16 protein-coding genes are annotated in these 12,198 nt (G+C 41.3%); 4 read left to right on the top strand and 12 right to left on the bottom strand.

Going from position 1 to position 12,198, the window contains the following annotated elements; genetic code table 11:
• Positions 1-18: 18 nt before the first annotated feature.
• Complete coding sequence (locus tag FC07_RS06850; protein ID WP_057904387.1) at positions 19-282, bottom strand: DUF739 family protein; 264 nt, start codon at positions 280-282, stop codon at positions 19-21.
• 154 nt (positions 283-436) lie between these two features.
• Here FC07_RS06850 and FC07_RS06855 point away from each other — a divergent pair, with 154 nt between their 5' ends.
• Both FC07_RS06855 and FC07_RS16280 read left to right on the top strand, forming a co-directional pair.
• Positions 437-1,156, top strand: a complete 720-nt coding sequence (locus FC07_RS06855) for an XRE family transcriptional regulator (RefSeq protein ID WP_057904388.1) — start codon at positions 437-439, stop codon at positions 1,154-1,156.
• Between the two features lie 16 nt (positions 1,157-1,172).
• The gene (locus tag FC07_RS16280) at positions 1,173-1,307 is read left to right on the top strand and encodes a hypothetical protein (RefSeq protein WP_268872043.1); all 135 of its coding nucleotides are present in this window, start codon (positions 1,173-1,175) and stop codon (positions 1,305-1,307) included.
• On the opposite strand, the gene FC07_RS06860 is transcribed toward FC07_RS16280, so the two are convergent.
• The gene (locus tag FC07_RS06860; RefSeq protein WP_155797717.1) at positions 1,297-1,914 is read right to left on the bottom strand and encodes a hypothetical protein; all 618 of its coding nucleotides are present in this window, start codon (positions 1,912-1,914) and stop codon (positions 1,297-1,299) included. The genes FC07_RS16280 and FC07_RS06860 overlap by 11 nt on opposite strands.
• Before the next feature lie 159 nt (positions 1,915-2,073).
• Between FC07_RS06860 and FC07_RS06865 the strand changes: the two genes are divergently transcribed.
• Positions 2,074-2,577: a hypothetical protein gene (locus FC07_RS06865; protein ID WP_057904390.1), complete on the top strand. Its 504-nt coding sequence runs from the start codon at positions 2,074-2,076 to the stop codon at positions 2,575-2,577.
• A 364-nt stretch (positions 2,578-2,941) separates the two neighbouring features.
• Positions 2,942-4,096, top strand: a complete 1,155-nt coding sequence (locus tag FC07_RS06870) for a tyrosine-type recombinase/integrase (protein ID WP_057904391.1) — start codon at positions 2,942-2,944, stop codon at positions 4,094-4,096.
• Positions 4,097-4,293: 197 nt separating this feature from the next.
• On the opposite strand, the gene FC07_RS06875 is transcribed toward FC07_RS06870, so the two are convergent.
• From FC07_RS06875 to FC07_RS06920, 10 genes are all read right to left on the bottom strand, one after another.
• Positions 4,294-5,112 (bottom strand): MetQ/NlpA family ABC transporter substrate-binding protein, encoded by an 819-nt coding sequence (locus FC07_RS06875; RefSeq protein WP_057904392.1) that lies wholly within the window; start codon positions 5,110-5,112, stop codon positions 4,294-4,296.
• Positions 5,113-5,144: 32 nt separating this feature from the next.
• Complete coding sequence (locus FC07_RS06880) at positions 5,145-5,843, bottom strand: methionine ABC transporter permease (protein WP_083483235.1); 699 nt, start codon at positions 5,841-5,843, stop codon at positions 5,145-5,147.
• Positions 5,836-6,870, bottom strand: a complete 1,035-nt coding sequence (locus tag FC07_RS16440) for a methionine ABC transporter ATP-binding protein (RefSeq protein WP_057904393.1) — start codon at positions 6,868-6,870, stop codon at positions 5,836-5,838. Before FC07_RS16440 ends, FC07_RS06880 begins: the two co-directional genes overlap by 8 nt.
• Positions 6,871-7,272: 402 nt before the next feature.
• Positions 7,273-8,475 carry an FtsW/RodA/SpoVE family cell cycle protein gene (locus tag FC07_RS06890; protein WP_057904394.1) on the bottom strand — a complete coding sequence of 401 codons (1,203 nt, stop codon included), beginning with the start codon at positions 8,473-8,475 and terminating at the stop codon, positions 7,273-7,275.
• A 92-nt stretch (positions 8,476-8,567) separates the two neighbouring features.
• Positions 8,568-8,789 (bottom strand): DUF2969 domain-containing protein, encoded by a 222-nt coding sequence (locus FC07_RS06895; protein WP_057904395.1) that lies wholly within the window; start codon positions 8,787-8,789, stop codon positions 8,568-8,570.
• A complete protein-coding gene (gene yidD, locus FC07_RS06900; protein ID WP_057904396.1) occupies positions 8,770-9,060 on the bottom strand; it encodes a membrane protein insertion efficiency factor YidD in 291 nt (96 codons plus the stop codon). The genes FC07_RS06895 and yidD overlap by 20 nt, the downstream gene beginning before the upstream one ends.
• Positions 9,061-9,124: 64 nt before the next feature.
• Positions 9,125-9,310: a DNA-directed RNA polymerase subunit beta gene (locus FC07_RS06905; protein WP_057904397.1), complete on the bottom strand. Its 186-nt coding sequence runs from the start codon at positions 9,308-9,310 to the stop codon at positions 9,125-9,127.
• A 14-nt stretch (positions 9,311-9,324) separates the two neighbouring features.
• Positions 9,325-10,326, bottom strand: a complete 1,002-nt coding sequence (mreB, locus tag FC07_RS06910) for a rod shape-determining protein (RefSeq protein ID WP_057904398.1) — start codon at positions 10,324-10,326, stop codon at positions 9,325-9,327.
• A 168-nt stretch (positions 10,327-10,494) separates the two neighbouring features.
• Entirely contained in the window at positions 10,495-11,823 is a 1,329-nt protein-coding gene (gene murA / locus FC07_RS06915; RefSeq protein WP_057904399.1) for a UDP-N-acetylglucosamine 1-carboxyvinyltransferase, read from the bottom strand.
• A 12-nt stretch (positions 11,824-11,835) separates the two neighbouring features.
• Positions 11,836-12,069 carry a DUF1146 family protein gene (locus FC07_RS06920; RefSeq protein ID WP_083483237.1) on the bottom strand — a complete coding sequence of 78 codons (234 nt, stop codon included), beginning with the start codon at positions 12,067-12,069 and terminating at the stop codon, positions 11,836-11,838.
• Positions 12,070-12,198 lie beyond the last annotated feature (129 nt).

Raw genomic sequence — 12,198 nt, forward strand, 5'->3', positions numbered from 1 at the left:
ACACGGATTCATCTCGTTTTAAGAACTGCGCACTATATTCGGTTCGGTTTTCCGTACAATTGGCTTAAAAAAAATATCGCCAACTTCATCATCCGAAATTCCAAGAAGTCGAACGATTTTAGAAATCTCACTTTGAGTAAAATCTGCTTTATTGTTCAGCTTCAGATTCATTGAAGTTCGGCCAATATTAATTGCATTAGCCAATGATTTTTGAGAATAACGATTTTCGTGCATGGCATCATACAACTTTGAGTAGTCATACACCGTTTTTGGAATTCTCATGAAATCAGCCTCCTCTCTGTTCGGATTTCTGTACAGTTTCTATATTAAAGGCGTTGTTTATTTATGTCAACATATTTTGTACATTTTTCTGAACTTTTTATTGAACACCCAACACCTATCATTTATAATGATTTTAAAGGTGGTGTTCAAAAAAATGAACAGCTTTAAAGATCGGCTGAATCAGGCAATCAATAAGTCTGGTATGTCTAAGGCCGAATTAGCCCGTAGAAGCGGTATTGGACGAAACTCAATAACAGACTACGTCAAAGGTAAATATGAGGCTAAGCAAGATAAAGCCTATCAACTTGCTAAAGCACTTAATGTTGATCCAGCGTGGTTGTTAGGTTACAACGTTCCATCAAACAAAAACGAAAAGCTAATTGATTTATACAACAAATTAACTAAAGAACGACAGGACCGCGTTATCAACTACGCCACCGATCAATTAAATCAACAAGAAAATAATGTGGTCAGCTTACCTGATAGCCAGTTACGTGAAAATGATGCGCCTACCACTGAAATTGAACTGTTTGGTTATGTGTCGGCTGGTACCGGCGAATGGCTGGATGAAGGCGCAAAAAAAGAGCGCATCATGTATTATGGCCACGCGCCAGAATATGATTACGCTCTTAAAGTAAATGGTGATTCGATGCAGCCGTTATTTGAAAATGGCCAAATTATTTTTGTTCGCAATGCCAGCGAGTGCATGCATAACGGTCAGATTATTATTGCAACGCTTAATGGCAGTGCTTTTGTTAAAAAAATCGACATTAGCGAAGACGGCGTGCATTTGGTTTCTCTGAATCCAAAGTACGAACCCATTGCAGTCCATGATTATGATGACTTTGCCGTTCGCGGCATTGTTGTTTTGTAGAAAGGAAGCGCCCATTATGGCTGATAAAAACATTCATACACCTGAAGACTATCGCGAAAAACCTGAACAACGATCATTTAAAATCCCTAAAACCGGTGGCACTCATAAAGCTCCCCGGCCTACTGAAAATAACGGCACTACTAAGCGGTAACAATCAAAAAGAGTTTAACCTGCTTATCATAGTCGATTAGTTGTTCATTACGTTTATCTTGAGCGTACATGTTCCTAGCTTCATAAATTGAATATTCTCCGCTCTCACCATAAAAGTTAAGTGAATACTCATTACGTGGATTGGAAAAGCTTCCAACAAAGCCTGAAGCAATCATCTTATTATCAAAATCAAATAAAATTGCATAAAGTGCTTCATCCTTTTTGGGCCGTCTACTAAGGGCGGCTGTCCACGTACTACGGTTATCTTGAGTTATAATATTTAATTTATTGGCTACTAGTGTTAGCAACCAAGTTCCAAATTTCATTAGTAGCATGACCAAAACAATTAATATGATAGTTGATATAATCGAAATTCCAAACAACACTGACACGTTGATTAATGTATTCAGCTCCTGGATAGGACCAACATACAGCTGATAGATCCACAATGACATAACAACGTTCACAACAGAAAGAAATACCAGCGACACTTGTTTATCTAGTTGCGCTGAATTGATTTCAAAACTCAATACATTTAATCTATTAAGAACCACGTACATTAAGAATCCAGGAATGCCAGCTGTCACAATTGCTGTTAATAAATTCAATTCGTTCACCCAATTTCGTTTTTCCTTTATTATAACAATTCATTGAAAACCATAATTTAATCAATAAAATAGCCCTGACCCGCCGGTAACGAGTCAAGGCTTCACTGATATGCACTAGCACATCCCTACACCTATCTTACCATGCAGGAGGAAGTATCAGTGAAAAAATTTATTTTAATTTGTGCAACAGGGTTATTGGGAATTGGGTTAGCTGGTTGCAGTAATAGCTCTAATCAGTCATCCGATAGTAGTGCAAAAACTGAAAGTGTCGCTTCTAAAAATAACGTGAAGTTAGCCAAGGACTTAGAGAAACAATTCAACAAAGATGGCAAAGTTGCAACAACCAAGGTTGAGCCTGAAGTGGTTGATGATCAATCGAAGGACAACAAACCACATGAAGAAATTAAAGTAATTATTACCGATAAAGCACTAATCAAGACTATCACCGCTGATGAAGATGCAATCAGAAATGATACAGCTACTGATGATCAAAAAATGTATATCGCAACACTTCAAGAAATGATTTCAAAAGAAGCAAAGAAATTAGATAATACGAAAGACACCATTAGTCTTATCTATAAGATGGACGATCAAAACAACTACCAAATTGCTGGCAGTTCAAAAACACATGATTTTGTAAAACTTGTAGAAGTTGGCGTTTAACTTTAAAAATGATTGATACGTTTAGAGGATACGACACTATTTGACTTTAATTTCTCAAAAGCACGCCTGTTTTCAGACATATGCGTTGTTACTTTTCGATTAAATTCTTTGTGTTCGTGAGAAGCTTTCTTAAATTGTTTAATAGAGCTCATATAGTCGTCCTCCCTTCTATGCGGATTATAGCATTAATATCACAAAAAAATACACCCTCATCCCCGACCAAAGTTTTGAGAGTGTATCTATCACAAAAACTGCCACTGAGGTGGCTTCTTTTTCGTATTCTATTATACGCCTGAAAGGTGGTGTTGCCTACTTTCTTTTCATAAATCCTAGCCCGGTTTCGTAAAAGAAAGGAACTTTGAAAATGAAATTTAGTAATGACAAAAAGATTGCATCAGATCCACGGATTCACTCGTACACCACGCAACAGAAAAAGCGCTGCTATCGCGTTAGCTTCAAACGAACGATTAAAGGCCATAAGAAACGTTTTGAACGTGCCGGGTTTAGTAGTAAGCAAGCGGCCACTGAATGGGCTGACAACGCCTTGCGGGACGCTTTACTCACCAACGGTAAGGCCCGCAAGGTTACGGTCAAGGAATACTATAAAAAATGGTCAGAACGCAATGTCGCTGACGGTACCTGGTCCCGTGATTCACTTTGGAATTACAACACAATGTACAACAGCCACATCATCCCGCACTACGGCGACACGCCTTTGGATGAGATCACCCGTGATTCTTTCCAAGACTGGATAGACGAGTTGATTCACTACCCACGGGCCGATGGTAAAATTGGCTATTCGTCAAACACCTTGTACATGATTCGCCGCATGCTATCAGCCATGCTGAATGATGCAATTTTAAGCGAGGTCATCACAGTTAACCGAATCAAGCGGATTCGCATCCCTGACGGTGTCAACAAGAACAACGTGGATATTCCACGCGACAAATACAATGCAGCAATTCAAGCAGCTGAACGCTTGCTGTCCGACGACCAACTAGGCGCCTTTTACCTGACACTATATGGCTTGCGGCATTCGGAAGTCTTAGGCTTAAAGTACAAGCATGTGCACCAAAATTATGTCCACGTTTGCTGGACCCGTACCCGTGCTTGTCCCGAAGGCCAAAAGAAAACCAAGAACAGCACCTCAACCCGTGACGTGCCAATCTCTTTAAAGTGCAGCAACATTTTAAAGCGGGCCATGCTAGCCACCAAACAGATTAAGCTTGAGAATGAATTACAGGTCGCTGAAGACGATTTTATTTTCGTCAATGCACAAGGTTGCCCGTTAGGCATTTCGTCGCTTAATATGCTGTTTAAGCCGATTTCAAAGGCCATTGGTTTCCACGTTTACCCGCACCTCATGCGCCATGCGTTTGCCACCTTTGCGATTCCATTATCCGAAGACCGCAAAGACGTTTCTAACATGTTGGGTCACAAAAATCTTAGTATGACTGATTACTACGATAATGGCACCGAAGCAGGCCAACGCAAAATCGTTGGTTTGATGGACATTTAAACACAAAAAAAGGCTGTATCCCGCGTCACACACGAGATACAGCCATTAAGGGCGGAAATACGGATTGATTTGGACGTTTCCGCCCTTTTTCCGCCCTTCATCGGAAAATTGTAGAAATGGTTAGAAGCATAATTCTGGTAAAACGCTGATACACCAACGTTTTACTTTCTGTCAGCTTCTGCCTTTTTCTGTAACATCTATTTCACTGGTAATACGGCACCTTTAAAGTGCTTACCGATCCATGCTTGAGTTGATTTAGATTGTAAAGCTTTCATCAACTTCTTAACAGCAGGTTTATTTTGATCACCTTTCTTAACTTCAACAACGTTTGCATAAGGTGATGATTTCTTTTCTAATGCAATGGCATCTTTATTCGGATTAATGCCAGCCTGAACGGCAAAATTGGCATTAATGAAGACCACGTCCCCTTCATTGTTTTTATACAAAGAAGGCATTAATTTTGGATCATAAGAATACTTGAATTTTAAGTTCTTAGGATTTTTGGCAATATCTGAGAAGTCAGCATCGGTTAACTTCGTGCCTTTTTTAATCGTGATCAAGCCAGCATCCTTCAGCATCGTCAAAACACGACCATAATCAGGCCAATTGTTGGATACTAAAATCGTTGCGCCTTTCTTCACTTGTGACAATTTCTTCACTTTCTTAGAATACGCCCCAATTGGCTCTAAGTGCACTGAGCCCACGATCTTGATCTTATAATGTTGTTTGGCAATTTCTTGCTGAACATATGGAGTGTGTGCAAAATAAGTGGCATCCAAGTCGCCGGCCATCATGGCCTTATCGATCAAAGAATAGTCTTGGAAGACTGTCACTTTTAAGTTGACGCCTTCTTTTTTCAATTGTGGCTTAACATGCTTCAAAATAATTGAATGTGGTGTTTTAGTCGCCCCAACCTTCAATGTTGTCGCCGCTGAAACTGGTGCAGCAGCTGCACTAGCACCCAATAATAAAACAGCAGCTGCAGTGAATAAACGAACAATACCATGCTTTTTCATATCAAAACTCCTCCCGTCGTAACCACGACTGATTAATTTGTAATCCGTTTGTCTAAATGACGCACGGTCCAATCCCCAATGATTTGGAAAACAAAAACAACTAATAAAATAATAACAGTTGCAACCAAGGTAACCGTATTATTGCTGGCTTGGAAACCATCTAAATAGGCCAGATTTCCTAAACCGCCTGCACCAATGACCCCCGCCATCGCAGTATACCCAATGAGCGAGATCCCCGTTACTGTAATCCCAGATACCAAAGCTGGACTACTTTCTGGTAACAACACTTTAAAGATAATTTGCGCTTTAGTCGCACCCATCGCTTCTGCCGCTTCAATGACCCCATGATCAATTTCATGAAAGGCTAATTCGACCATTCGTGCATAAAATGGTGCCGCAGAAATGATCAAGGATGGCAAGGCCGCTTTCGGCCCAATAATGGTGCCGACCAAGCCTTTGGTGATCGGCAATAGGAGCACAATCAAAATAATAAATGGAATCGAACGAAAAACGTTGACGAATAATGACGTTAACCCATTGATAAAGCGCGCCCCTAAATTCGTTTGGCCAGTTGTTTCAAACAGTAACAGGCCTAATAGAATTCCGATAATTGCCACTAAAATCAGTGAAAAAACCGTCATCCAGATTGTTTCTAATGTTGCAGACCACATATTTGACCAATCAACTTGCGACAAATGAAAGTAGGAACTAAAACCAGTTGTATCACTCACCACGAATCACCTCCGTTCCAACACGCATTTTGTGTAAATACTCTTCTGCGCCATTAATTTCAGCCTCATCGCCTAACAGCTGGAGGTAAAGCGTCCCAATTGAGCCTTCCTGCGTTTGGTGGATCGACCCATCGACAATATTCAGATCAACCTCTGGAAATTGCCGCAGCATTTCCGAAATAATCGGCAACTTTGCTTGGTCGCCATGGAACGTTAATTTGACGATTTTGCCAGTTGGCACTTGCGCTAATAATTCATTGATCACCACGGTGGTATCGTCTAATTGTGGTGTCTCTTCTTCAGAAACAAAGCGCTTGGTGATTTCTTCTTGTGGGTGTCTGAAAATCTCGAAAACAGAGCCTTCTTCAACCACTTTACCGTCATCCATAACGGCCATTCGATCACAGATTTTACGAATGACATGCATTTCATGGGTGATCACCACAATGGTAATGTTTAATTCTTTATTGATCTTCAATAATAAGTCAAGCACTTCATCTGTGGTTTTCGGATCTAAACCACTGGTTGCTTCATCTGAGAGCAAGATTTTGGGATCATTGGCCAATGCTCGGGCAATGGCCACACGCTGTTGTTGACCACCAGATAATTCACTTGGATAAGCATTTTCACGGCCTTCTAGCCCAACCGTTTTAATGAGGGCCTCAGCCTTTGCCAGCCGCTCTGCTTTTGGCACTTTGGTTAATTCTAACGGAAACGCAATATTTTCAATCACGGTACGCGACCAAAGTAGATTGAAATATTGAAAAATCATCCCCATTTTTTGCCGCTCATCACGTAACGCTTTACCACTTAATTCACTCATAACAGTCCCATTAATTGTAACTGTACCAGTGGACGGTGTTTCCAGGCCATTAAACATCCGGACTAACGTACTTTTACCAGCACCTGAATAACCAACAATGCCGTAAATTTCACCATCATTGATTTTAAGATTAACGTCTTGCACCGCGTTAATGGTCTTTTTACGAACATTAAACGTTTTGCTAATATCAGTTAATTCAATCACCGTTTGTCACCTACTTTCTCAAAATATACAATGTCTGCGTCAAAGCAATGCTTCCTCAAAGTTGACGCCAACAAAAAAACTTCTCGTCACCAAACCGTTTGTTTGAGGACGAGAAGTTGATTACTTACCGTGGTACCACCTGTATTTCACTATTTACTCACATAAATAGCCTTTATCAGTCATAAAGACTGCCATCAAGATAACGCGTGATCAACGTGCTAGGCTTGCTAACTCACCTAACAAACACTCCTGAGCCATCTTCAACTTGGTTTCTGCCTGTTCTTCCACTGTCAACAGGTCGCTGTTTTGCCCCACAAGCTTACTCACTCATTCATTGTGTGTTTATTGAATTGTGTTTTATTATAGGCAGTCCTACTGACAAAGTCAAGTCAGTTTAGGTCATTAATGAAAAGACTCACTGTCGGCACTAAACATGTAGCTCTTATAATGGAAGCGCATGGACATGATCAAGCCAACCCCTATCAGGTTCCCAATCAGTGAGGACCCCCCTTGGGAAATAAATGGCAATGGAATCCCGGTCAATGGTAACAACCCGATGTTCATCCCAATATTTTCAAAAACATGAAATAACACCATCATGATAACCCCAGTTGAAATATAAGCATAAAATTCATTTTTAGTATCAAATGTGACACGGATCATTTGGTAGATCAACAGGAAGTACAACAAAATCAAAATGGTGGCGCCAATAAACCCGAAGTTTTCGCCAATTACGGAGAAGATCATATCAGATTCTCGGACTGGGACATAGACTTGAGAAACATTAAACCCTTTCCCAAAAACCTGTCCTGAGCCAATGGCCTTCATACTCTGCCATAATTGATAACCATTATTTGACGTGTCATTGGCCGGATGTAACCAAGTATCGATACGCGCAAATTGATACGCGTGAAACCCAATTTTTTCCAACAAACTCCGACCACCATCTGTGGCAACCAATACAATTGCAGAAGTCCCTATCACAGCCGCACCTGTAAAGACTGGGACTAAAATTTTCCAAGTAATACCGGAAACTAAGATGATACCCGCCAGAATTGCAAGGAAGACCAATGTTGTCCCTAAGTCATTTTGAAAGTGTAACGAAATAATAATTGGTAACGTCCATAAAACCAACTTACCAATTAAAATAAAATCATTTTTAACATCATGAACATGGTGATGGGTATTGTGCGTCATCACCACTCGTGCGGCCATTAAAATGAAGGCCGGTTTCATGACTTCAGACGGCTGAAAGGTAAATGGCCCAATTGCAAACCAGCTTTTTGCCCCGGTTTGCACGTAATACGCACGACTATACAGGAACAGGATCACAAACATCAAGAATATCCCCAAGCCATAAGCATAGGGTGCAATTTTCCAAAGTTGTTCCGTATCAAATTGCATGACGATCAAAATAATCCCAATTCCGACCACATACCACAGTAACTGAACGGCCACCATTTTAGTAACATTAACGGATGATTTATCATGAACGGCCGCAACGTAAATCGATGCTAAACCAATCAATGCCAACATCATCACTGAAAAGATAATCCCGTAATCAATGCGCGGGTTTTCAATTTCTGTACGTGCTTGTTCTCGCATCTTAGAACTCCTTGCTTTTCATTTTTAACTTGCGTATCATCAGCCGCTTCCGCAGAAGTAAAGTGAAGCCTAGACGTTACAAAAGCTTAAAATTACTTGTGCAGATGATAGGCCATGATCAACTCATTGAGCCCATCGTTAAAACTACGCGCGATAAACGTGTCACCGCTTGGTCGTAACACTTGAAAATGACGGGCGTCGACCTCTTCAATCGTCCCGATCTGCTTTTTACCATCAAAAACAGCTTGCACTGTTTTGCCGGCTAATTGTTCGTCTTGTAGTTTTAATTCAATTTTAGTTGGTTGTTTCGCCATAATACTTTCCTTTCGCAATTTCAATTTGTTGCGGATCACCATTTCGTTTTAATTGGAACCGTGATGGGACTGGATCGAAACCACCGCGGCTAAACGGTTGACAGCGTAAAATCCGCGAAAGGCCCATTAAACTCCCCTTAACCCAACCAAAACGTTGAATCGCCTCGTCTGTATAGTGAGAACAGGTTGGATAATAGCGGCAGCTTTTCGGTAACCATGGTGAAATACCGTGTTGATACAACCGAATCAGACCTAACAATAATGTTTGCATGCCGACACCTCTTTTCCAACCCGAAAAAAGAAGCTGTGAGCGCACACGAGCTTCTTTCCGCCAATCACTGTACAAACTCTAACATATGTCCCCAAGTGCTTGGTAAAAAGACACGTAACGGATTCCCGCCGCCAATGGCAAAACCAACCATGCTTCCGACTAGTAAGGCCAAGACCATTAAAATAGCAACAAATAAAATTTTCGTTAAAACCGGACGGACAAAAATATCAAATCGATTTGTATTGCGCATCTTTTCACCTCATTCTAGCGTTCTTTGTCTTTATCTTTGCTTTTGTTCATGTTGCCTAATAAAACTCCGGTCCCTAGTGCCACGGCGTCTAATGGCTTTTCAGCAACGATTACTGGCACTTTTAAGTTATCAGCAAATAACTGATCGATGCCGTGTAATAAAGCACCACCACCGGTTAGAATCACACCACGATCAATAATATCAGCTGATAATTCAGGTGGTGTTTGATTTAAGACATCTTTAGCGGCCTGCACAATTTGGGCCATTGTTGACCGTAGGGCCTGTTCAACTTCTTTGGAGGTAATCGTCACGGTGCGTGGCAAACCGGTTACCATATCGCGACCACGAACCTCTAGAGACTTGCCTTCATCTTTACCGTAAACTTCACCAATCTCGATTTTAATCTTTTCAGCAGTGTGTTCACCAACTAATAAGTTATGCTCGTTTTTAACAAAAGTCGCGATTTCGGCATCCATTCGATCGCCTGCTAAGCGCAAGGACCGACTGGTGACGATCTCACCCATGGAAAGCACTGCAATATCGCTGGTCCCACCACCAATATCAATGACCATATTGCCTTGTGGCTGAAAAATATCCATCCCAGCACCAACAGCAGCTACTTTAGGTTCTTCTTCAAGGTAAACGTGCCCACCACCGGATTTTTCAGCGGCTTCAATGATTGCTTTTTGTTCAATGGATGTAATGTTCGTTGGACAGCAAATCAAAATATTGGGTTTAGATAAAATACCCTTTACATCTAGTTTATTAATAAAATAAGATAACATTGCCTCTGTAATATCAAAATCGGCAATCACACCGTCTTTCATCGGTCGAATGGCGCGGATATTTCCTGGTGTCCGACCAACCATTCGGTATGCATCGGAACCAACAGCCAAGACTTTACCACTTTTTGTATCAATTGCGACAACGGAAGGCTCGTTTAAAACGATCCCCTTTCCTTGAACGTGAATCAATACGTTGGCTGTGCCCAGATCAATGCCAATATCTTTCGCCATACTTTATTTGCTCCTCTCACTAATTAAACTCAATCAATTATGAATTATAGCATAACCTCGCACAACAGAAAACGCAGGTTCTTATGAAAACGGGTTATTTAAAGAAGACTTTAGCATTTTCTTAACTTCAGCAAACAAAAAAAGGCTCACTGCCTTTTTTATTTGCAATTATCGTGTTTGCCCTGCTAAAACTGTTTCAAATGCTGGCAACGTTTTGATTTGCGCAGCGTCTGTTTCATCAATGCGAATCACTTCACCACCCAGTTTGCATAACTTCTTATGAAACTCGTAATAACCGCGATCTAAATACTTTAAGTTCGTCACACTGGTGAATCCTGTTGCAACCAGCCCGGCGATCACCAACGCTGCCGCTGCACGTAGATCTGAGGCGGCGACTTCTGCGCCACTAAACTGAGTTGGCCCGTACAAAATTACTGACTGGCCTTCAATTTTAAATTCGGCGTTCATTCGGCGCAATTCTTCTAAATGCATAAAGCGGTTTTCAAAAACAGTTTCTGTCATGATACTGGTGCCTTGCGCCGCAAGCTGTAACACGGTCATTTGTGCTTGCATATCAGTTGGAAAACCGGGATGTGGCAAAGTTTTAACACTGCAAGGCTTTAACTGTTTAGGGCCAATCACCCGTACCCCAGCAGCCTCTTCAACCACTTTCACATTCATTTCACGTAATTTAGAGATCAACGGTTTATTATGTTCAATAATCGCGTCTTTTACCAAAACGTTACCGCCTGTAATGGCGCCTGCCACCATAAAAGTCCCTGCTTCAATACGATCTTGGATAATGCTATGGTGGCAGCCGTGCATTTCTTTAACCCCGATGATCCGTAATGTATCCGTACCAGCCCCAATCACTTGGGCCCCCATCTTGTTTAAGACATTCGCCAAGTCAACGATTTCTGGTTCGCGGGCAACATTTTCAATAATCGTCGTGCCTTCAGCTAACGTCGCAGCCATCATAATATTTTGCGTCGCACCAACACTTGGAAAATCCAAATAGATGTGAGCGCCACGCAAAACAGGTGCAACGGCATCAATATAGCCATCATGCTGCGTTATTTTCGCACCTAACGCTTCAAAGCCTTTTAAATGTAAGTCGATTGGTCGTGTTCCAATGGCACAACCACCTGGCATCGCCACTTGTGCCCGACCTAAACGCGCCAAAAGTGGGCCTAATACCACGATTGATGCCCGCATTTTAGACACCAATTCAAAATGTGCTTCACTGGCCAAATCACCAGAAGCGTCTAAATCAATGTGTTTTTTAGCTTGATCAAACTGCAAGTTAATGTGTAGACAGTTTAAAACTTTGTTCATTGTGAAAACATCGGCTAAAATCGGCACATTGTCTAATTGGGTAGTGCCTGTTGAACCTAAAATCGTTGCAGCCAGAATTGGCAACACTGCATTTTTCGCACCCTCAATTTCAACTGTTCCAGCAAGACGGTTACCGCCATGTACCATAATTTTGTCTGTCATGATTTTCCTCCGTTAGCGTATTAAGAAGATTAAATTTCGTGCTTGGTCAATAAAGCTTAAAAAGAAGCTGCTGGTTAAATAGCCAATGGCAACGGCAAGCAACCCGATCAGCATCTGTGCTTGGGGAACGTGGTCACGCCTAATGAAACGATCAAAGCGCAACGCTTGTAGCGCCCAAAAGGCCACACCAGTAAAAATAAAATAGCAGGCAAGTGTAATAATCGCCTGGATCCCAATATTTTGCAAAGGATACCCCCCATTCATTCGCTCACTATTTTAGCATAGCGCGCTTGAAAAAGCAGTGAATATCCCTAAAGCTTAAGAAAATATCTTTAAGAACCCGCTTTCATTTTGAGATTTAAAAAAAAGAGTCGA

The sequence above is a fragment of the Loigolactobacillus bifermentans DSM 20003 genome, from assembly GCF_001434575.1.
Taxonomy (GTDB): Bacteria; Bacillota; Bacilli; order Lactobacillales; family Lactobacillaceae; genus Loigolactobacillus; species Loigolactobacillus bifermentans.